The following is a 20,667-nucleotide window of genomic DNA, read 5'->3' on the forward strand; positions in this document are numbered from 1 at the left end:
GGGCCCTTCGGAGTGGGGTGAGTGACGGGATTCGAACCCGCGACATCCAGGACCACAACCTGGTGCTCTGCCGGCTGAGCTACACCCACCGTGGCCGGGACACGCTCCCGGCTCCAAGAAGTGTAGCGGTTCCGGGAGGGTGATTGGCCACCCGGTTTTCCCTCAGGCGCCGTCGACGATCTTGGCGGCCAGGGCGCGGGCGGTGTCGGAGTCGGGGCCCGGTTGCGGGACGAAGATGGCCGACCTGTAGTAGCGCAGCTCCTGGATGCTCTCGGTGATGTCGGCCAGGGCGCGGTGGCCGCCCTTCTTCTCCGGGCTGGCGAAGTAGACCCTGGGGTACCAGCGGCGGGCGAGCTCCTTGATGCTGGAGACGTCGACCATGCGGTAGTGCAGATGGGCGTCCAGCGCGGGCATGTCGCGGGCCAGGAACGAGCGGTCCGTGGCGATGGAGTTGCCGCACAGGGGGGCCTTCTTGGCGTCCCGGACGTGCTTGCGGATGTAGCGGAGCACGGTCTCCTCGGCCTCGGCGAGGGTGACGCCGCCGGGCAGGACGTCCAGCAGGCCCGAGGTGGTGTGCATGTCCCGCACGATCTCGGACATCTGGGTCAGGGCCTCCTGCGGCGGCTTGATCACGACATCGATGCCGGCGTCGAGGATATTGAGCTCGCTGTCGGTCACCAGGGCAGCGATCTCGATCAGCGCGTCGTCGCGCAGGTCGAGTCCCGTCATTTCGCAGTCGATCCAGACCAGCCGCTCGTTCATGGGTCAACCCTACGACCAGGAAGGACCTCGCGGGTCATCCGATGTGCGGAGGGACCGGGATTCCAGGGCGGAGCTTAGGGTCGGGTACGGGTTCGCCCAGGACTTGCTGTACGGGCAGGACGCCGGCCCAAAGGTCCAGTGCGTAGTCCTCATCGTCGTCTGATGGGGGTCCCTGCCGCACCTTCACGGAGGCTTCTTCCAGGGAGAGGGCCAATACCGTTGTGGCGGCCAGTTCCTTGCGGTTAGGGAGGCGGGCCACGTCCCATTGGCCGGGGGCCAGGCGTTCTGTGATGGCACGTAGGCCGGTGAGCTTTTCGTCGTCGTCGATGAGGCTGCGTGGGGTGCCGTAGATGACGGCGCTTCTGTAGTTCACCGAGTGGTGGAACAGGGAGCGGGCCAGGACGATGCCGTCCAGGTGCGTGACGGTGACGCAGACTTCCTCTGCGAGGAGGCTGGTGGCGCCGGTGGAGCCGTGGAGGTAAAGGGTGTCGCCGGAGCGGCCGTACCCGGTGGGGATGACCCGGGGGGAGCCGTCGACGACCACGCCGAGATGGCAGATGCGGCCCTCGTCCAGGACGTCGTAGAGGGCCGAGCGTTCGGTTTGGGCGCGGTCCTTGAGTCGGCCGAGGCTGGTCCGGGCTGTTGAGGACAGGGGCTTCATGGGTCTTACGCTAGGAAGGAAGTGGCATGGCCTGTAGGGCCACTTGGTGCTGATAGCGGGAGACCACTTTGTTCGACCTGCCCTTGACCGTGGATCGCTCCACGGCGAAGCCCTTGAACGAGCAACTCGCGGGGCAGTTGCGGTCGGCGATGCGCGAGGGGCGGCTCAGGGCCGGGGAGCGGCTGCCGTCCAGCAGGGCGCTGGCGGGGCTGATCGAGGTGAGCCGCACGGTCGTGATGGAGGCGTACGGGCAGTTGTACGCCGAGGGCTGGCTTGAGGGGCGGCACGGTTCGGGGACTTTTGTGGCGGACATCAACGCCGTGGAGCCGCCAGTGTCTCTGGTGCACGAGGAGGGGGCGGCCCTTGAGGAGCGGGATGGCGCGGGGGTCATTGATCTGCGGCCGGGGGTCGCTTGGGTGGGGGCTCTGAACACGCCGGCATGGCGTCGTGCTTGGCGATTCGCGGCGTCGGTGCCCCCTGCCCAGAGGCCGGAGCCGTTCGGGCTGCCTGGCCTGCGCGTGGTGCTGTCGGACTATGTGCGCCGCAGCCGAGGAGTCGCGTGCACTCCCGAACGGCTTCTGGTGACCAGGGGCGCTACGAACGGGCTGGATCTGCTCGCGGCGGCCGTTCTCCGTGCCGGCGACCGGGTGGGGGTGGAGGAGCCGGGTTATGCGAAGGCCCGCCAGGTGCTGAAGGCGCGGGGCATGGAGTTGGTGCCGTGCCCTGTGGACGAGCACGGCCTGGTAGTGGACGAGCTTCCCGACGACTTGCGGCTGGTCTACACGACTCCGTCCCACCAGTACCCCCTGGGCGGTGTACTGCCGGTGCCGCGTCGCCAGGCTTTGTTGGCCTGGGCGCGACGCACGGGTGCCTTGGTGGCCGAGGACGATTACGACGGCGAGTTCCGCTACGACGTCGCACCCCTGCCCGCGCTCTACGGTCTGGACCCGGACGTTGTGGTCTATCTGGGTACGTCCGCGAAGATCCTCACCGCGGACATGGGGGTCGGGTGGCTGGTGTCCCGTCCCGATCTGGTCGAGGCCGTCGCGAACCGTCGGGAGGAGCTCAACGACCGTACGGCCACCGGCCCGCAGGAGGCCCTCCGCGTGCTGCTCGAACGGGGGGATCTGGACCGGTACGTGCGCCGCATGCGTGCCGAGTACGCGCGACGCCGTGCGGCGGTGACGCAGACTCTGGACGGGCTGCCGTTGCGCGGCGACACCGCCGGCCTGCACCTGGTGGTGGAGTTGCCGGAGGCGGTCGCCGGGCGGGTCGTGCGTGCGGCGGCCCAACGGGGGGTGCTGCTGGACGATCTGGAACGCCATCACGCGAGTACGCGTCGTGTGTCCGGGCTCGTGATCGGCTATGGGGCCGCCGCGAGCCTGAGCGAGCTCAAGACCGCATGCTCGCTGGTTCGGGAACTGGTGGAGCGGGCGTAGGGGTCGGCGGTGGTGCCGTGGTGGCCAGCGGGGCGGAGAGCCTGTGGGACGTGGGCGCGTCCACGGGGTCGTCCAGTGGTGAGTCCGTCCCCAGCGAATAGGCGACGGACGCCACCGTAGGTCCCACGGGGGCGGCCGTCCGGGGGAGGACGGTCAGACGGCCGCCGTTCGCGTAGGTGGGTTCGGCGTCGGCGGGGTCGGGCGCGTCGGCCAGGGTCGCGTCGGTCAGGGTCGCATCGGTCAGGGGCAGGGCGGGCACCGGCCGGGCCGGTTGCTGCGACGGTATCGGGCGCTGCCTGGGAAGGGCGGTGACGGGGGTGTCGGGGCCGGTGACGCGCCGGATGTCGATGCCGCCCGGGTCGGGCCGGTGCAGCCCGGGGACCTGGGAGGCGCCGAAGTGGCCGCCGCGGGCCCAGTCCCGGCGGGCGCGCCGGGAGTGGTAGGACTGCGGCGAGGGCAGCGGCGGGCCGGCCGGCCAGCGCCGCGTGACGCCCCACGCGTCCAGCCACTTCATGATCGTGTCGAGCCGGTTCAGCAGCGTGCCGGTGAACGGGTCGCGGGCGTGGCCCACCACCAGCACCTGCGCGCAGACCCGTCCCTCGTGGCCGACGGAGCCCTCCATGAGCCCGCCGGCCCGGGTCATCGGGACGAGCTGGACGATCTCCCCCGAGCACGGATTCCATACCAGGTGCGCCGGAGTCTGCTCCTTGAGCAGGTCGGCGGCCACCGAGCGGGCTGAGACGACACGCGGGTCGGACTCGCTGCTGAACCAGACGACGCGGGGCGCACCTCCTCGCAAGGCTCCACCGTCCTGTTTCACGGGCATGCGGCCGACTCCCGGCAGCCATGCGTCTGCCACGGTGTGTCCCCCCCAATCGGGCGGTCTGGCCCCGAATGGTGTAGTTGCTCGTTCTAATTCCTCGTTCGTAGCCCAGCCGGACTTATAAGTCCAGCCTGCCGCCATGGGCTGTTTTGACGGCCGACATGGGTGATGTCCAGTGGGTCCTATTTTGATCGACCGCCGGCGCGGATGCGTACCCTCCGGGCATGCTGAATCACACTCGTGACAACAAGCCGTGATGGCCGGGGCCGCCGGGGCTCCGCGGACGGGTGCCCGTCCGTGCAGGTCCAGGCGCGGTTCGGCGGAGTATGAAAATAAGTTGCGGCCGACGGCCGGAACTGGCCGGGGAGTTACGGTCCGGCGGTGGAGATCATTTGGCGTGGCCGCCGGGGGCGTCCCGTGGGACGGGGTGCGGCCCGGACGGGAGGGCGGTCCGGGCCGGGGGACGGGACTCGGCAGGGGGCGGGGTTCACAGCGCTGACCGAGCAACGTTCTAATAGTGCGTCATGACCGTTGACGCTGAACTTCCGGCCGGGGTCCCCGGCATCGACGTCCCCCGCCTGGCGGACTGGCTGGCCCGCACACTGCCCGGCTCCGGCCGGATCACCGCGATCGACGTGATCGCCGGCGGGCGGTCCAACCTGACCTACGGGATCACCCTGGACGGCGGCCGCCGCGTGGTGCTGCGCCGCCCCCCGCTCGGCCATGTGCTGCCCACCGCCCACGACATGGGCCGCGAGTACCGCGTGCTGTCCGCGCTCGGTGCCGGCAGCGACGTGCCGGTGCCGACCACGCTGGCGTTCTGCGACGACGAAGAGGTCATCGGCGCGCGCTTCTACCTGATGGACTTCGTGGACGGCCGGGTGCTGCGCACCGTGGAGGACGCCGCGGAGATGACGCCCGAGCAGGCCGGCGTGCTCAGCGAGCGGCTGGTCGAGGCGCTCGCCGCGATCCACACGGTGGACCTGGAGGCGACCGGGCTGGACGACTTCGGGCGTCCCGACGGCTACATGGCGCGCCAGCTCAAGCGCTGGGGCAAGCAGTGGGACAGCTCCCAGGAGGCGATCCACGCCACCGGCACCGAGCGCCGGCTGCCCGTCTACGACCGGCTGGTGGCCCGGCTGGCGGAGCGGATCCCGGAGAGCGGGAACGGTCCCGCCGGGCTGACCGGGCTGGTGCACGGCGACTTCCGGCTCGACAACGCGCTGGCGCGGCTGGAGCCCCGTCCCGAGATCGCCGCCGTCGTCGACTGGGAGATGTCGACGCTCGGCGACCCGCTGTCGGATCTGGGCCTCACCCTCGTGTACTGGACGGACGCCTCCGACACCGAGGAGGAGCGGCTGCCGGTCGGCGGCACGATCACCGCGGCGCCCGGGTTCCACGACCGCCGCCGGTTCGCCGAGCGCTACGCCGAGCTGAGCGGGTTCGATCTGGGGGCGCTCGATTTCTATGTGGCGTTCGCCTGCTTCAAGCTGGCGGTGATCATGGAGGGGATCCATGCCCGCTACCTGCAGAAGGCGACGGTGGGCGAGGGCTTCGAGAGCATCGGCGAGGGCGTTCCGGTGCTGCTGGAACGCGCGCACCGCATCCTGGACGCCGGTTCCGTCTGGTGACGGTGACCTGACCCCGGGCCGGTGGACCGGCCGCGGGTCCTGCCGGACCCGCGGCCGTTCTCAGCGACGTCCTCAGCAGTAGGAGACCGAGGCCGCGCCGCCGGGCGAGAACGACACCGAGCCGCTCTTCCTGCCCCAGCACAGCCCGTTGGTGCGGGTGACCGTCACGCCCGCGGACTGCCCCGCGCCCAGCCGTCCGGAGCCGCCGGCGCTGAGCGACCCCGACGTCCCGGTCACCCGCCAGGTCACCGCGCCGCCCACGGCCGTGATGCGGATCGTGCACGACTCCTCGACGCCCATGTTGCAGCCGGAGACCGCCAGGTTGCCCGCCCGCGGCGGCGGCTTGGGCTTGGACGTGCTCGGCTTGGGCGTCGGCGACTTGCTCGTCGGGCTCTCCGACGGCGACGGGCTCTTGGACGGCGACGCGCTGGTGGACGACACCGACGGCGACACCGACTCGCTCGGATCGGTGCCGCCAGGGAGGGACGGGTCCCCACCGGGGGAGGACGGGTCGGACGACGTGCCGGGCGAGTCCGGTCCGGTCGCGCCGGTCTTCTCGTCGGCCCCGGCGCCGCCGATGGCGGTCATCGCGACCGCGGCGAGCGCGATGGCCGCCACCCCGCCGCCGATCGCGGCGACCAGCTTGCCGGTGTTGCGCTTGGGCCCGCCGCGGTCGCGCGCGCGTGGCGGGGCCGGCTGGTAGGGGACGGGCCAGCCGCGGGCGGTGAACGGCTCGGCGTAGGCGGCGATGGCCCGCCGGTTGTCGGCGCGGTCGGCGGCGGTCGCGGCGCTCAGCACGTCCAGCCGCAGGTCGCCGGGGATGGCCGCGATGGGCAGCACCGCCAGCAGCCGGTCGGCGGGCAGCTGCGGCGTCTCCCGGCCGCCGCAGGTGGGGCAGCTCTCCACGTGCCGGATCAGGGACCGGGCGGCCTGCGGGGCCAGCGGCCAGGACTCGGTGAGCGCCGAGACGCTGGGGCAGTCCTCCCAGTGGTTCTGTGCGATCAGCGCGGAGTGCAGCGAGATGGCCAGGTCCTCGAGGGTCTCGTCGAGGAGCTGGGCGGCCTCGTCCGGCGGGACGCCGAACAGCCCGGCCAGGTCGGTGGCGTCCAGCTCGTGCCGGGCCGCCAGGTCGACGGCCTCGCGCTGGCGGCCGCTCAGCGCGGCCAGCGCGCTGTGCGCCAGCGCCCGCCGCTCCTCGCGCCGGGCCAGCTGCTCCTCGGTGAGGTCGCCGTCATCGGCCTCGGGCGCCTCCTGGCCGGTGTGCCGGTTGGGGCTCTCCCGCCGGCGCATGCACTCCTTGCGCGCGATCGCGTACAGCCACCCGCGCAGCCGTTCCGGCTCGCGCAGGTTGCCGACGTGCTCGCGCGCCATGATGAGCGTGTTGCGCAGCGCCCCCGCCGCTTCCACGCGGTCGCGCAGCAATCCGTGGCAGTAGTCGTAGAGGAACGGCGCGTAGGTGTCGTAGACCTCGGTGAGCGCGATGACGTCGCCGGCGCGCAACGCATCCGCCAGCCGAGGATCATCGAACTGACCGGGACCTGGCCCAGCGGACACGGGAATCCTCCCAGGTGATCGTGATCTCGGACTTGCCCCCGAGGAGCGCCCGACGCATACCGCGGCGCTCCGGTTGCCCGATCTTGCCACCAAACATGAGAATTTTCTGCATCTTGGGGGATTTGTGTGACTGGAGTTACACGGCGAGTGGTCATAACGCCACGTCGCGGCCCTGTTTCTCAACGCGCGGTGACGCAGAGAATTTTCGCGGTGATCGGAGGTATGTAATCTTCTGTGCAAATCGACCCGGGGCCGTCAGTTCCCGCCCGGGCCGTCCTCGTCGTCACCGGCGCAGGTCCAGCTGACCGACGCTGAGCCGCCGGGCGCGAAGCTGACCGAGCCGCTTCCCGAGCCGCCGGCGTCGCAGTCGGGACGGGACGCCGGCACCGTCGTCGAGGCGCCCGCGGCGAGCCGTCCGCCGCCGCCCGCGCGCACCCCGCCGCTCGTGCCGGTGACCCCCCAGGTGACGGGGCCGCCCACCGCGCGCACGGAGACGCCGCACGAACGCTGGCCGGGATTCGTCATGGCGCAGCCCGACACCGCGAGGGTGCCGCGTGCGGGCGAGCGCGTGCTGCGGTTCGGCGTCGGCGTACGGGACGCGCGGGTGCGCGTCGGGGACGGCGTCGTCGCCTTCGGAGTCGGAGTGGGCGAGGACGTGGTCGCGGTCGGCGTCGGCGTCGGCGACTCCGAGGGCGACTCGGACGGATCGGCGGGCGACTCGGACGGGTCCGCGGCCCGCGGGCTGCCCGACGGCCGCTGCGCGCTCGTCCGGTCTTCCGACCCGCCGGGCAGCACCAGGAACGCGCCCGCCGCCAGCAGGATCACCGCCGCGGCCGCCGCGATCGCCGGCCACAGCCGGGGCGGGCCGGACCGGCGCGGCTCCGAGCGGCGCGCGGCGCCGCCGCGCTCGGCCGGCCGCGGCCAGCCCTGCGCGTCGAACGGCTCGGCGCCGTGCGCGATCGCCGCCAGCCCGCCGGCGTTCGCCGGATCGGTCGCGGTCGCCAGGATGCGGCCGCGCAGGTCGGCCGGCATCAGCGCGACCGGGAGCGTCTGCAGCAGGCCCGCCGTGGACACCGTGCGATGCCGCCGCTCGGTGCAGGTCGCGCAGGTGTTGATGTGCCGGATCAGCTTGCGCGCGGCGGCCTGCGGCAGCGGCGACTCGCCGTCCTCGGCCAGCGCCGCCACGCTCGGGCAGTCCGCGCGGCCGGTCCGGGCGATGATGACCGCGGCCAGCGCGTCGTCGAGCTTGTGCCGGGCCTGACCGGCCAGCTCCCCCGCCTCCTGGTCGGTGATCCCGAACGCGCCGGCGATCTCGCCGGTGTCCAGGCCGTGCCGCAGCAGCAGGTCGAGCGCCTCGCGCTCGCGGCCGCGCAGCCCGGACAGCGCGTTGTGCACCAGCCGCCGGGTCTCCTGCCGCTGCGCCCGCTCGTCGGCGTCCAGGAACATGTCCTCGACCTCGGGCGCCTCGTAGCGCTCGGCCGGACGATCGGGGTCCTGCAGGCGGCGCAGGCACTCGTTGCGCACCAGCGCGTACAGCCAGCTGCGGAAGAACACGGGCTCGTACAGCCGCCCGGCGTGCGCGTACGCCGCCAGGACCGCGTCGTGCAGAGCGCCCGCCGCCGACTCCTGGTCGCGCAGCAGAGCGTGACAGTAGTCGTACAGTCGCGCCGCATAACGGTCGAGGAGCTGGATGAGGGCTTCGGCGTCGTCCCCCGCGGCGAGCGAACGGGCGAGCCGTTCGTCATCGGCGCGGTCGGGACTCGGCCAACCGGAACTGGACCAACCGGACACAAGGTCCTCCTGCGGGCTGAGACATCGGCCGCTCGGCGGCCTGCGAAAACCAAGGGAGCCGGGGGATCGTCCAAAGATCTCGCCGCGGTTCTCCGTCGCCCCTGACCGGGGACTGCCCCGCCGTGGATCGCGGGGGTGGGTCGGAGGCCCGACGGCCCCGCTCCCCGTCGGGCCTCCGAATACAAGACGGTCCACCTCCGCGTCCGGTTGACACGGGTTGGCCGAGAAATCTCGGAGATTTCGGTGCCCGCGGGGCGGTTGCGGGGAGCTCCAGGTCAGGGACGGTTACAAGGAAATGGTCACATGGGGGTGGCCACGTGCGAACGGTCACGTGGGACCGGTCACGGGGGCGGCCGCGAAAGGGCGGGTAACGTGCGCATCAGTTCTGGATGCGGCGGGAGAGCATCTGCAGGAAGATCTTGGAGATCTCCTGCGGGGTCATGGCGACCGCGGTGGCGCCGCCGGTGGATTCGGCGATCCGCGTGAGCTCGTCGCGGTCCACCCCGCCGCCGAAACCGATCATGTTCACCTGGATCGGCTTGTTCGGGTCCTTCATCTCCTTCAGCTCGGCGAGCGTCTCCTTCAGCGTCGGCCCGTTCGGGTCGTCGTTCTTGCCGTCGGTCAGCAGCAGGATCGAGTTGCCGAACTCCGGCTTGAAGGTGTCGCTCATCTCCTTGTACGCGCCGAGGGCGACGTCGTAGAGCCCGGTGTCGCCGTCCGGCTTCGGGCGCATCCGCTGGAACGTGGACAGCACCAGGTTGCGGCGCGTGATGGAGCCGACGCGCTCGCCCAGCTGGCCGATCGGCACCGTCTCCTGCCAGTCCTGACCGCCGTTCATCTTGGTGGAGAACTGCCACAGGCCCAGTTCGGAGTCGTTCGACATCATCGCCAGACCGGCCTGCGCCACCTGCGCGATGGCCTGCAGCCGGTTGACGTTCGGCGCCACCTGCTCGGCCATCGACCCGGACACGTCGATCAGCACCAGCATGCGCAGGCCCAGCGTCAGCTTGGCCCAGGACTGCATGACCTGCGCCACCTCGGTGGCCTTGGGCGCCGGCAGCTGCCGGGGGCGCGACGGGCTGACGCCCTGCCGGGCACCGAAGCCGCTCGGCGCCTTGCCGTCGGGCGAGCGGAAGCCCAGCGCGCGCACGTCGGCGCGGGTCGCCTCGGTGCTCATCGCCTGCTCGAACCGCCGGGCGGCGTCCTGCTTGTCCTTGTCGGCGGCCGTCACCGTCACGGGGTAGTCCATCGACAGCGTGCCCTCGACCGGGTACAGCGCCACCGCGGGCTCGGCCGGGCTCTTGCGGTTGTAGCTCCACAGCGCCTGCTCCGACGACAGCGAGATCGGCTGCTTGCCGGTACGGCCCTTGCGGAAGTGCGCGAACTGGGCGTCCACCGTCGGCAGCATGCTCTCCCGGACGGTCCGGACGATCCCGGTGAAGATCGACTGGCGGTTGGGGTCGTTGGTGAGCAGCGTGCTGGTGACCATTAGCGCGCCCATGCCGGCGCCGTTGCGGGCCGGGTCGGGCACCAGCAGCCGGACCGCGCCCTGAGGGATCATCTGGTTCTTGGTGACGCCGCCGCCCGCGGTGCCGCCGGCGGCCGTGAGCAGGTTGTCCCAGGACGGCGTCGCGGTGACCCCCTGCTGCTTGAGCCGGTCCGACAGCGTCCGCGGCAGGCCCACCACGATCGGGCTGCTGGCGACCGAGGTCTTGGTGGGCCGGACGGAGCCCTTGCCCTTCTCGGAGTTGCCGACCATCGACGTCCAGAGGGAGGAGTCGGGGATCCACACGTCCGGGCGCCGGTTGGAGCCCGTGGCCACGCCCTGCCCGGACAGCAGCGTCGCGATGGCCGCCGGGTCGGCCTTGGTGATGCCGGCCCGGACGCACTTGCCGCCGGTCTCGTTCTTGGCGTCGTTGAAACGGGTCGCGGCCTTCACGACGGCGGGATGGACGTCGGGGGCCACGGCCACGTTCAGGGTGATGGCGTCGTCGCCGGTGCAGTCCCCGCCGCTCGCGGCGAACGCGTACACGCCGACGCCGAGCAGAAGGGCCAGCCCGACCGCGCCCGCCATCGGGCCGATGAGGGTGCCCGCGCCGCGCCGCTTCTTGCGGCGCGTCCTGTGGTCGCCGGTGCCGCTGCCGTAGCCGCCCGAGTCGCCCGGGCCACCAGGGCGGCCAGGGCCACCACCTGCGCCGTATCCGCCAGAGCCGCCGAACGGGTCTGAACGGCCGCGGCCGTGACCGCCCGTTGGGCCGCCGTCCGAACTGCGGATCGAGTCGTAGTCGCTGAAGCCGGACCCCTTGGGTTCCTGCGGAGGAGGAGCTCCCAGGGGAGAGGAGGCCGGTCCGTAACCGCCGCCCTGCGGTCCCCGTCGCGTCCCGTGGCCGCCCGCGTCGGACGCGCCGGCGAAGGGTGGGGACGCCTGCGACCTCGGGGCGGCCCAGCCGGGCTCGGGGGGAGCGGGCGGCGTCGACGACTGGGCCGGCCGCGGGCCGAACCAGTCGGAGGAGCCGTCGTTCGCGGGACCGAAGAGAGGTCTGGACGGGTCGTCCCCGCTGTCGTCCGGAGACCCGTCCGGGAAGTCATCTCTGTGACGTCCGCTCACGACTGCCCTCGATTCCCGCGAATCCCTCGATATTCCCCGGCACTGTAGTAGTACGAACGGAAGGTTACAAAAGTCTCAAATCAGATGACGATGCAGGTCATCGGGCCGGGTGTGTAGGATTCGACGATCAGTTTCGGTCTCGTCACGCACCGCGTCCGCGCCGTACGCGTCGGTACGGCAACTCACCGTCCCGCCCGGACGTCAGAAGATCAGGGGCTCCAAGGGGACGGACGCTCCGCCCGCGAGGGCACGCGCGGCCGATGAGGGGAAGCCGTGACCGATATGACCGCGCCGGAGAAACAGCAGGCCGCGCCGCAAACGGCCGCGTCCGGCGAACGGCCGGCCCGCTGGCGCACCGTGGTGGCGTGGGCGGGCGTCATCGGCTGGGGGAGCTGGGCCGTCCTGCGCTTCGCCGGCGGCGACCGCCTCCCGGGGATCGGCGCGCCCGCGGCACCGCTGCTCGCGATGACCCCGTACGTCGTCGCCGCCGCGCCGATCCCCGTCGCAGTCGCGCTGCTCACCCGGCGCCGGCGGGCGGCGGTCGCGGCGGTCGTGGTCGCGGTCGCGCTGGTGGCCGCGGTCGCCCCGCGAGCGGTTTCCGATGACCGGCCCGCCGCCCGCGGCCCGGCGCTGCGGGTCATGAGCGTCAACCTCTTGTTCAGCGAGGCCGATCCCGATGAGCTGGTGAAACTCGTCCGCGACCGGAACGCCGACGTGCTCAGCCTGCAGGAGCTGCGCCCCGAGGCCGTGGACCGTTACGAGCGCGCCGGGCTCAACCGGCTGCTGCCGCACAAGGTCGTCGACGCGCGAGACGGCGCGGCCGGTTCCGGCCTTTACTCCCGGCACCCGCTCCGGGAACTGCCGCCGCCCGGCCCGACGCAGTTCGCGACCCCGAGGGCCGAGTTCACCCTCCCCGGCGGGCCTACCGTGGAGATCACCGCGGTGCACCCGGTGCCGCCGATCTCGTCCGCGGCGTACCGGCAGTGGAGGCGCGACATCCTCCTGCTGCCCGCGGCCGCCCCGTCCGCGCCGGGCGGCCGCGCGCCGGTGCGCGTGCTCGCCGGCGACTTCAACGCCACCCTCGACCACGCCACGCTGCGGCGCCTGACCTCCCGCGGCTACGCCGACGCCGCCGACCGCGCCGGCGCCGGGCTCGTCCCCACCTGGGGGCTCGGCCAGCCGCGCCCGCCGATCACCATCGACCACATCCTCGTCGACCGCCGCTGCGCCGTGAACGGGTTCACCGTCCACGACGTCCCGGGCTCCGACCACCGCGCCGTCTTCGCCGACATCCGCCTCCCCTGACCTGCCCGCTCGCGGGCAGAGGCAGAATTGAGGGATGGCCGCCCGACTCGTCCCCGTCTCCGACCCGGCAGACCCGCGCCTGGCCGACTACGTGCGGCTGCGCGACGTCAACCTGCGCAAGAGCCTGGAGGCCGAGCACGGGCTGTTCATCGCCGAGGGCGAGAAGGTGATCCGCCGCGCCGCCGGCACCGGCCACCCCGTCCGCTCCTTCCTGACGGCCCGGCGCTGGGTGGAGCCCCTCGCCGATCTCCTGGACGCCGCGGACGCCCCGGTCTACGTCGCCGACGACGCCACCGTCGAGGCGGTCGCCGGCTTCCAGGTGCACCGGGGCGCGCTCGCCTCGATGGAACGGCTCCCGCTGCCCCCGGTCGAGGACGTCGTCGCGGGAGCGCGCCGCATCCTCGTCCTGGAAGACCTGGTCGACCACGCCAACGTCGGCTCCATCTTCCGGTGCGCGGCGGCGCTCGGCATCGACGCCGTCGTGCTGTCGCCGCGCTGCGCGGACCCGCTCTACCGGCGCGCGATCAAGGTGTCGATGGGCGCGGTCTTCGCCGTCCCGTACGCCCGCATGTCCGGCTGGCGGGACGGGCTGGGCGCGCTCCGGTCGGCGGCCGGGTTCACCCTGCTCGCGCTCACGCCCGACCAGTCCGCCGTGCCGCTGGACAAGGCGCCGCTGGGCGAACGCGTCGCGCTCATGCTCGGGGCGGAGGGCGACGGCCTGTCCTCCCGCTGGCTCGCCGAGGCCGACGAACCGGTCTGCATCCCGATGAGCGGCGCGGCCATGGCGAACGGCGTCGACTCCCTCAACGTGGTCGCCGCGTCGGCGATCGCCTGCCACGCCCTGATGCGATCCTGAACCGCGCCCCGGCCCGCTCGCCGGATTACTTGCCGAAGACGCCGCGGCGTGGCCGGCGGTGGTCGCCCTTGGAACGTCCCGACGCCCGGCCCGCCCGCGCCGGCAGCGGCCTGTTATACCGGCGTCCCAGCCGCAACTGCGTCATGAGCAGCGAGAACGCGACCAGCAGCGCGGCCAGCCACGCCACCTGCGTGCTCGCCATCCGCTCGAACGTCAGGTCCTGTGCGACGGGCGTCTTGTTGTTCCGCAGCCGGCTCTCCGGAGTCGGCGGAGTCTGCGGGGCCACCGAGGGCGACGCGATCGGCGGCAACGCCACCTGCGGGCTCTGCGGCGCGCTCGGCGTGTTGAACGACCCGTTCGGGTTCGGCGGCGTGTACGACGACCCGGATCCCAGCCCGGATCCCGACGACCCCGACGATCCGCTCCCGGATCCCGACGACCCGCTGCCCTTGTCGTCGTCGTCCTTGTCCTTCGACTTCGTCGGGGACGGCGACGGCTTCGGCGGCTTGGGTGTCGGCTTCGGCGGCGTGGGCGTCGGCGTTGGCGACGGCGTGCTCACCGGCGTGAAGGTGACCTCGCTGGTGGCGACCTTCTCCTCGGTGTTCGCCGCGTCCACCGTGAACGTCACTGTCACGGTGGTCTTCGTCTTGAGGCTCTTGGGGACCGTCACCGAGGTCAGCGGGACGGTCTCGACCTTGGCGTCCGCGAGTGACGCCGTCAGGTCGCAACTCGGCACGCACGCGCCCTTGAGGCTGATGTCGACGCCCGCGGCGGGCTCGGCGACGGCCGACAGCGACGTGACCTTCACGGTCTCCGCCGTGCCGCCGACGGCCTTGACGCTGGCCGGCAGCGTCACCGTGGCGCCAGCCTTGGCCGTCTTGGCCGCCGGAACGGTGACCTCCAGCGTTGGGGCGGGGGCCTCCGCCTGGACCTGGGCGGCGCCGACGGCGAGGATCGCCGCCGTGCCCACGCCGATGAAGACCGGTTTGCCTGCCGACCGGGGAAGCACAGCCCCAGCACCTCCGTCGCGGTGTCCGCGTCCTCGTTGAGTGCCGGGGCACGCCACACCCACACACCCCGGATCGTCGCAGAAATCATGCGAACACGGATGAGTGCGTCAAAGCAACCCCGCGCTCCGCATCTCATGCGATCAGATGAATTCTTCCTGGAGATCCACGATCTCGTTGCGCGGCGCCCACGACTGCCACACGCCGTGGTCGATCCGATCCAGCCCGAGCCGTTCGGCGACCGGGGACCGGCCGCCCGCGTACTCCACCCGCAGCCAGCCCTCGTGCTCGCCCACGACCACGAACGGCTCACCGCGCCAGGTGCACACCGTGCGGATGTAGCGCAATTCCTCCACCTCGGACGCGGGGACGACGCGCCGGAAACGGCCTGGCCGCTGCTCCTCGAAACCGTCGGTCGGCTCTGGCGCGTAGAGCCGGATCTCCCCGTCGGCGCCGGGGGACGCCTCGAACTCGCGGCCGAGCCAGCGCGCCAGGTAACCGTCGCGGATCACTGCGCGGCCTCCTGCCCGGCCTGGCCTTCGTCCCAGCCCTCCTGCCAGCCCGCGCCCGTCTCGGGACGCAGCCAGGCGAGCCGGTCGGGGTCGTACATCGCCACGAACCGCTCCGTGCGGTCCTGACCCAGGAAGTACATTTCCGCGCCGAACGGCAACCGGACACTGTCGACCTTGTACTCGCGGATGGAGCCGGCGCTGCCGGGCGCGAACCCGCCGCCGTGGAACGGCGGCCGCTCGATCACCCAGCCCGACTCGCCCCAGGCCTCCAGCTCCTCCTCGGTCTGGCCGCCGAAGGGGATGCGGTACAGGTCGGGGCAGTACGCGGGCCAGCGGATGACGTGCACGCCCTGGTCGCCGGGAGTGAACGGCGAGTCGTCGTAGAGCAGGCCCAGCGCCTCGTACAGCTGGATCGGCGTCTGCAGCTCGGCGACGTCGGAGGTCGGGTGCACGAAACCGCCGACGCGGTCGTACCCCTGTTCCAGGTACCACTCGACGTGCCGGTGCGACACGACCTTCTGCATGATCGTGGGCTGCGCGACGCGGTCGCCGTCGGGTTCGGGCAGCGGCTCGGGCGCCCGCCGTCCCGGCACCGGCCCGTGCTGCTGCGCGGACGCGGGCGCCGGACGCGCGTCGTCGGCGGCCGGGGCCGCGTCGTCCGGGGGGTGCGCGCCCGGCTGCGGTAGCTCCTGCAACGGCTCCTGCCGGGGCGGCGCGGGGTGGGACGACGGCGGCGGCGCCGGCACCTCGGGACGGGGCGGCACGAGCCCGACCCGCATCGCCCACTCGCTGAGCGCCCGCACCTGTTCGCCGCGCAGCGAGGCGCCGATCCGGGTGCCGGGGTTGAGCAGCATGGCCCATTCGGCGCGCGGCCATGAGCCGATGAGCTCGCGGAAGTCGGCGTACACGAACCGCGACTCGGGAAGCACCTCGCGCAGCCGGACCAGCGAGGTGAAGACCTGGACGGCGGACTCGCCGCGCAGCGCGGCCTCCCACCGGAACTCCCGCTGGACCGGCGTGACCTCCAGCGGGGCGTCGGCCGGGATGGGCACCAGCACGTTCGCGGCCAGCAGGACGCGCAGGAACCCGTCGGAGTCGGCCGCGAGCGCGGCCTCGTACAGCTCCTGGTCGATCCGGTTCCCGGGCTCGAACTCGGCCTCCGGCGATGGCACCGGGGCCACCGGAGGTGCCTGGGGCGGCGGGGCGGCGGGCTCCTCGGCGCGGACGGGCTCGGTCGGCGCCGGGGCCTCCGGCGGCGCCGGAGCGGACGCGGATGCAGGTGTGGGCGTGGGCGGGGCGGTGCTCTGGGGACGGGGCTCGGGCGTCCGCTCAGGGACCGGCTCGGGTGCCGGTTTCGGCGGCTCCGGCTCCGGCTCCGGTTGCGGCTTCGGTGCCGCGGACGGCGGCGCCGGCGCGTCGGAGGAGGGCCCGCCACGGGACGGGCCGCTGAGCGCACGGACCTGTTCACCGGGCATCGTGGCGTCGATCGGCGTGCCGGGGTTCAGGACGAGGCTCCACTCGGTGTCCGGCCACGCCGACACGATCTCCAGCAGGCTCGGCATCACGAACCGCGACGTCCCGATCGCCTCGGTCATCCACTTGAGCGAGGTGAACAGCTGGATCGAGACCTTGCCGTGCACCGGAACGGGACGCCACGGGAACTCGGAGTCGTCCGGCGCGATGCCCCACGGCGTCTCCTGCTCGGCCGGGATGAGCACCTGGGCGCCGAGCAGCACCTTGAAGAAGGCGTCGGTGTCGCGGCGCAGCGCCGCGTCGAGCAGCCGCTGTTCCACGTCGTTCTGCGGCTCGAAGGACTCGGACATGCGGCGGGCGGCGCGCTGGTCGGCCCAGGCCGCCAGCCCGGACAGCTGCTCGGCCAGGATCGTGCCGCCCGCCGGGGAACCGGAGTTGATGGCGAGCGCGCGGCGGCGGTCCGGCCAGTAGCGCAGCGCGATGGTGAACGGCAGCGTGGTGTACTCGGTGCCCGTGCCGGCGGAGGCGGCGGCCTCGACCAGGCGCTCCCGCGAGGTGAACACCGGGATCACCTCCGCCCCGTCGACCTCCCGGGTCTGCCAGGGGAAGCCGGGACGGCCTGGCCGCAGCGTGAAGTCCATGTCGTCGGGGATCGGCAGCAGCACTTCGGCGTCGGCCAGCGACTGCAGGAACAGGTCGTGGTCGTTGTTGGCCGCGGCGCGCAGCAGGGCCCGCTCGACGTCGTTGGCGGGACGGAACTCCGGCCGCTTCGGCTCCTCGCGCGGCAGGTCCCGGTGCTGCTCCTGAAGCTCTTCCCAGGGGGCCGGTTCGCTTCCGGTCCCGTTCCCGTTCGCGCTGTCCCGGGACGCCTCTTTCGGGACGGCCGGGGTGTCGAGCCGAGTGGCGTCGGCGGCGTCCTGCGGCGGCACTGACGTGTCGGCGCCGAGCGCGGCCGCGATCCCGGCCTCGGGCGGGGGCGGCAGGTCGCGGCCGGGCACGTCCGGCCGACCATCGGGCGCGGGCGCGGCGGCGGCCTCCGCGGGCGCGGGCGGCGGGGTCGGTTCCGCGGCTTCGGACACCCCCCGCGGTGCCGACGGTGGCGGTGCGGGCGGTGCGGGCGGCGGTGCCGGTGGCTGTGCGGGCGCGGCCGCCGCGTCGGTGCCGCCCTCGTTCGGCGCGGCGTGCTTCCCCAGCCCCTTGCCCGCCGCGTGCGCCGGGCTCCGCCGCGCGTCGCGGACGCCGTCGAACGCGTCCCGGCCGTCCGCCGCACCCGGGAACCCGGACGGCCCGTGGCCGACCTTCGGCGGCCTGCTGTCGCCCTCGACCACCTGCTTGATGAACCACGACGGCAGCCGGGCCTCGATGGGCAGCAGCACCTCGTCCGCCCCGCGCGCGGGCGCGTCGACGGCCAGCCACCAGCGGGCGTCCGGCCAGGTCTCGGCGAGGTCGCTGAACTTGAGCCGCAGATAGTGCCGGTACGCGGGGCCCAGGCACTCGCGCATCGCCGCCGCCGAGGTGTAGGCCAGCACATGGGTGCGGCCCTCGTCCTCCTGGATCGGCCAGCTCGGCTGCGCCCGGTCGGCGAGCACCTCCTCGACCAGGTCCGGCGGTACGGGTAGCACCAGCTCGCTGCCGGCCAGGACGCGGAAGTACCCCTCCTGGTCGCCGGTCCGCACCGTCTCCTGCAGCCGGCGCTCGAGTTCCGACGTGGGCCGCCACGTGTCGGTCACGACCGCCACCCCCTGTATCAGTCCCGCCTGCGTCAATCCCCCGCCGCGCACCGGCGGAGCTCAATCCTGCCCGTCCCGGGCCCGATGTCCGGGCTCTTGACGCGCAAGTTACGGACTCGCCTTACGCTACATGGGCGAACATGGCCAAAGCCTCCCACCGGTGTCCCACCCGGTGGGACGGCCCACCGGACGCCGCGGGCCGCGACGTCACCCCCGCGGCCGGGCCGCCAGCTCGGACAGCGCCTCCAGGAGCCGGTCGACGTGCTCCTCGGTCGTACCGAGCCCGAAGCCGGCCCGCACCGCCGTACCGTGCGGTCCGTCGCAGGATCCGCCCTCCTCGCCGCCGAGCAGGTGCTGGACGAAGGGATGTGCGCAGAACCTCCCGTCCCGGACGCCGACGCCGTACGTCCCCGACAGGGTAAGCGCAGCGTCGCGCGCGTTCCAGCCGTCCACGACGAAAGTCACGATGCCGACCCGCGGGTTGCCCTTGCCCCACAGGGTCAGCTCGCGCACGCCGGGGATGGCGGCGATGCCGGCGCGGAGCCTGGCCAGCAACCGCTCCTCCCGCTCCACCAGCGCGTCCCAGCCGGTCCCGGCGAGGGTCTCGCAGGCGGCGGCGAGCGCGATGGCGCCCAGGACGTTCGGGGTGCCCGCTTCGTGCCGCTGCTGCGCGTCGGACGACCACAGGACCCGGTCGCCGTGGTCGCCGACCGAGCCGCTGGCCCCGCCGCCCTTGAGGTACGGCGCGGCGGCGCGCAGCCAGTCGGACCGTCCCGCCAGCACGCCGGCGCCGAACGGCGCGTACAGCTTGTGGCCGGAGAACGCGACGTAGTCCACGCCGAGCGCGGTCATGTCGAACGGCCGGTGCGGGACGTACTGGGCGGCGTCCACGGCGATCCGGGCGCCGTGCGCGTGCGCCGTACGGGCCAGCTCGGCGATCGGCCACACCTCGCCGGTCACGTTGGACGCGGCGGTGACCACCAGCAGCCGCGGACCGGTCGGGGCGGCGGCCAGGGCGCGGTCGGCGGCGGCGATCGCCTCGGCCGGGGTCGCGGGCGCGGGCAGCCGCACGGCGCGCTTCCAGGGGAGCAGGCTCGCGTGGTGCTCGGTCTCGAACACGACCGCGGTGGTGCCGGGCGGGGCGGCGTGCGCGAGCAGGTTCATCGCGTCGGTGGTGTTGCGGGTGAAGACGACCGCCGCGCGCGTCCAGGCGCCGAGGAAACCGCGGACGGTCTCGCGCGCCTTCTCGTACGCCTCGGTGGTGACCTGCGACGCGTACCCGGCGCCGCGGTGCACGCTGCTGTAGTACGGCAGTGCGCGGGTGACGGCCTCGTGCACCGCCTCGAGACACGGCGCGCTCGCGGGGTAGTCGAAGTTGGCGTAGGCGACGCTGCCGCCGCCGTCCAGGGGGACCAGGGCGTCGGTCCCGATGACGCGCGGCAGCACGTCGGGGCTCGCGGGGCTCGTGCCGCTCACCTCGCGCGGCGCGGGCGGAACGAGAGTCGAGATACCGGCGGACGACATGCGGCGGCCCTCCCAGGGCTCCAGGGACCCCGTGGGACGTCGGGCAGACGGCCGCGAACATCGGGATCCGCGCTTGCCGGGACGCGTTCTCGCGTCCGGCCAGGTCCTCACCCGGAGCACCCCATCGCGGACGAAGGGTTGCCGGTCAGCAAGCCGGGGCTTATCGCTGACGCTCATGACCTTGTGCGGAAGTATATGCGGATGCTCACGGGGATCAAATGGAGGGATGCGATGAGGAACGTGGCGGTAAGGGCACTGACCGGGGGAGTGCTCGCCCTCGGCGCCCCGGGGCTGCTGGGCGGATGCGGCCTGATGGGAAGCGACAACTCCGCCCAGATCTGCACCGACACCAGGAAGACGTTCGAGCAGTACATCACCCAGGTCAAGGGCGCCCCCGCGAACAAGCCCGAGCAGTGGAAGCAGGCCACCGAACAGCTCGCCGGGCGGATCGACGGCCTGTCGGGCAAGGCCGAGGACCCGCAGCTGAAGAAGGCGCTGAAGGACGAGTCCGGCCGCCTGCGCGGCGCCGCGGCCTCGGTCGGAACGGGGGACGCCGCCCAGCTCAACTCGGTGATGACGGAGACCCCGCAGCGCGTCGGCCGGGCCTGCTCCTGAGCTGTGTTTGTTGCAATCCCGGCCCAGGATGCTCGCCTGGCGGGCTGTGTTTGTTGCAATCCCGGCCCAGGGGGCTCGCCTGGCGGCTCGCACCCTGACCGTGCTTGGGGCGAGCGCGACATCGCTTCGCGATCTGGCCGGTGAGGCTCGCCTTCGGCATCGCCTCACCGGCCAGGTAGCGCGCTCGCGCGGTACCTGAGGCCGCTTCGGGACAGGCCCTAGGCCACGGGAGGACGGACCGGAAAGAGGGAAAGGGGAAGGGCCCGGCGTTGGGCGGATTCAAGGGGTCGTCGCAACTCCTCAAATCGAGGTGTTGCGACGACCGCGTGAACCCAAGTTGCCGCCGGGCCCTTCCGCTCAAGTCCGCCTAGCCTTC

At 72.8% G+C, this 20,667-nt stretch carries 15 protein-coding genes, 1 tRNA gene and 1 riboswitch; of the genes, 5 read left to right on the plus strand and 11 right to left on the minus strand.

Annotated features, from left to right (window positions below):
* Positions 1-13: 13 nt before the first annotated feature.
* The 3 genes from ABD340_RS44645 to ABD340_RS44655 form a co-directional block, all read right to left on the minus strand.
* Positions 14-89 (minus strand) — tRNA-His (locus ABD340_RS44645).
* A gap of 73 nt (positions 90-162) precedes the next feature.
* The gene (gene orn, locus ABD340_RS44650) at positions 163-762 is read right to left on the minus strand and encodes an oligoribonuclease (RefSeq protein ID WP_344597862.1); all 600 of its coding nucleotides are present in this window, start codon (positions 760-762) and stop codon (positions 163-165) included.
* A 34-nt stretch (positions 763-796) separates the two neighbouring features.
* On the minus strand, positions 797-1,423 hold the full coding sequence (locus tag ABD340_RS44655; protein ID WP_344597864.1) for a pyridoxamine 5'-phosphate oxidase family protein: 627 nt from the start codon (positions 1,421-1,423) through the stop codon (positions 797-799).
* Between the two features lie 113 nt (positions 1,424-1,536).
* On the opposite strand from ABD340_RS44655, the gene pdxR reads away from it, so the two are divergent.
* Complete coding sequence (pdxR, locus tag ABD340_RS44660) at positions 1,537-2,862, plus strand: MocR-like pyridoxine biosynthesis transcription factor PdxR (RefSeq protein WP_344597866.1); 1,326 nt, start codon at positions 1,537-1,539, stop codon at positions 2,860-2,862.
* Here pdxR and ABD340_RS44665 read toward each other — a convergent pair.
* Positions 2,816-3,688 (minus strand): hypothetical protein, encoded by an 873-nt coding sequence (locus ABD340_RS44665; protein ID WP_344597867.1) that lies wholly within the window; start codon positions 3,686-3,688, stop codon positions 2,816-2,818. The genes pdxR and ABD340_RS44665 overlap by 47 nt on opposite strands.
* 521 nt (positions 3,689-4,209) lie before the next feature.
* Between ABD340_RS44665 and ABD340_RS44670 the strand changes: the two genes are divergently transcribed.
* Positions 4,210-5,316, plus strand: coding sequence for a phosphotransferase family protein (locus tag ABD340_RS44670; RefSeq protein WP_344597869.1), 1,107 nt, complete (start codon positions 4,210-4,212; stop codon positions 5,314-5,316).
* 72 nt (positions 5,317-5,388) lie between these two features.
* Here ABD340_RS44670 and ABD340_RS44675 read toward each other — a convergent pair whose 3' ends face one another.
* The 3 genes from ABD340_RS44675 to ABD340_RS44685 form a co-directional block, all read right to left on the minus strand.
* The gene (locus tag ABD340_RS44675; protein WP_344597870.1) at positions 5,389-6,816 is read right to left on the minus strand and encodes an RNA polymerase sigma factor; all 1,428 of its coding nucleotides are present in this window, start codon (positions 6,814-6,816) and stop codon (positions 5,389-5,391) included.
* Positions 6,817-7,125: 309 nt separating this feature from the next.
* Positions 7,126-8,661: an RNA polymerase sigma factor gene (locus ABD340_RS44680; RefSeq protein WP_344597871.1), complete on the minus strand. Its 1,536-nt coding sequence runs from the start codon at positions 8,659-8,661 to the stop codon at positions 7,126-7,128.
* A 379-nt stretch (positions 8,662-9,040) separates the two neighbouring features.
* The gene (locus ABD340_RS44685) at positions 9,041-11,269 is read right to left on the minus strand and encodes a substrate-binding domain-containing protein (RefSeq protein WP_344597872.1); all 2,229 of its coding nucleotides are present in this window, start codon (positions 11,267-11,269) and stop codon (positions 9,041-9,043) included.
* A gap of 282 nt (positions 11,270-11,551) precedes the next feature.
* Between ABD340_RS44685 and ABD340_RS44690 the strand changes: the two genes are divergently transcribed.
* On the plus strand, positions 11,552-12,574 hold the full coding sequence (locus ABD340_RS44690; protein ID WP_344597888.1) for an endonuclease/exonuclease/phosphatase family protein: 1,023 nt from the start codon (positions 11,552-11,554) through the stop codon (positions 12,572-12,574).
* Positions 12,575-12,608: 34 nt separating this feature from the next.
* Positions 12,609-13,430 (plus strand): TrmH family RNA methyltransferase, encoded by an 822-nt coding sequence (locus ABD340_RS44695; protein ID WP_344597873.1) that lies wholly within the window; start codon positions 12,609-12,611, stop codon positions 13,428-13,430.
* Between the two features lie 25 nt (positions 13,431-13,455).
* Here ABD340_RS44695 and ABD340_RS44700 read toward each other — a convergent pair whose 3' ends face one another.
* The 4 genes from ABD340_RS44700 to ABD340_RS44715 form a co-directional block, all read right to left on the minus strand.
* Entirely contained in the window at positions 13,456-14,439 is a 984-nt protein-coding gene (locus tag ABD340_RS44700; protein ID WP_344597874.1) for a hypothetical protein, read from the minus strand.
* Positions 14,440-14,580: 141 nt separating this feature from the next.
* Positions 14,581-14,949, minus strand: coding sequence for a hypothetical protein (locus ABD340_RS44705; protein WP_344597876.1), 369 nt, complete (start codon positions 14,947-14,949; stop codon positions 14,581-14,583).
* Positions 14,946-18,152, minus strand: coding sequence for an SseB family protein (locus ABD340_RS44710; protein ID WP_344597878.1), 3,207 nt, complete (start codon positions 18,150-18,152; stop codon positions 14,946-14,948). Before ABD340_RS44710 ends, ABD340_RS44705 begins: the two co-directional genes overlap by 4 nt.
* Before the next feature lie 207 nt (positions 18,153-18,359).
* Positions 18,360-19,676 (minus strand): aminotransferase class V-fold PLP-dependent enzyme, encoded by a 1,317-nt coding sequence (locus ABD340_RS44715; protein ID WP_344597879.1) that lies wholly within the window; start codon positions 19,674-19,676, stop codon positions 18,360-18,362.
* A gap of 64 nt (positions 19,677-19,740) precedes the next feature.
* Positions 19,741-19,857, minus strand: a riboswitch (SAM riboswitch).
* Between the two features lie 50 nt (positions 19,858-19,907).
* Between ABD340_RS44715 and ABD340_RS44720 the strand changes: the two genes are divergently transcribed.
* On the plus strand, positions 19,908-20,291 hold the full coding sequence (locus tag ABD340_RS44720) for a hypothetical protein (RefSeq protein WP_344597881.1): 384 nt from the start codon (positions 19,908-19,910) through the stop codon (positions 20,289-20,291).
* Positions 20,292-20,667: the final 376 nt, after the last annotated feature.

Origin of the sequence: Actinomadura vinacea, assembly GCF_039532545.1 — a bacterium.
GTDB lineage: Bacteria > Actinomycetota > Actinomycetes > Streptosporangiales > Streptosporangiaceae > Spirillospora > Spirillospora vinacea.

What these genes read in the sequence shown, in the direction of transcription:
- orn (WP_344597862.1), bottom strand. Translation starts at nt 762, where the DNA reads ATGAACGAGCGGCTGGTCTGGATCGACTGCGAAATGACGGGACTCGAC.
- ABD340_RS44715 (WP_344597879.1), bottom strand. Translation starts at nt 19,676, where the DNA reads ATGTCGTCCGCCGGTATCTCGACTCTCGTTCCGCCCGCGCCGCGCGAG.
- ABD340_RS44655 (WP_344597864.1), bottom strand. Translation starts at nt 1,423, where the DNA reads ATGAAGCCCCTGTCCTCAACAGCCCGGACCAGCCTCGGCCGACTCAAG.
- ABD340_RS44720 (WP_344597881.1), top strand. Translation starts at nt 19,908, where the DNA reads ATGAGGAACGTGGCGGTAAGGGCACTGACCGGGGGAGTGCTCGCCCTC.
- ABD340_RS44665 (WP_344597867.1), bottom strand. Translation starts at nt 3,688, where the DNA reads ATGCCCGTGAAACAGGACGGTGGAGCCTTGCGAGGAGGTGCGCCCCGC.
- ABD340_RS44670 (WP_344597869.1), top strand. Translation starts at nt 4,210, where the DNA reads ATGACCGTTGACGCTGAACTTCCGGCCGGGGTCCCCGGCATCGACGTC.
- ABD340_RS44690 (WP_344597888.1), top strand. Translation starts at nt 11,552, where the DNA reads ATGACCGCGCCGGAGAAACAGCAGGCCGCGCCGCAAACGGCCGCGTCC.
- ABD340_RS44695 (WP_344597873.1), top strand. Translation starts at nt 12,609, where the DNA reads ATGGCCGCCCGACTCGTCCCCGTCTCCGACCCGGCAGACCCGCGCCTG.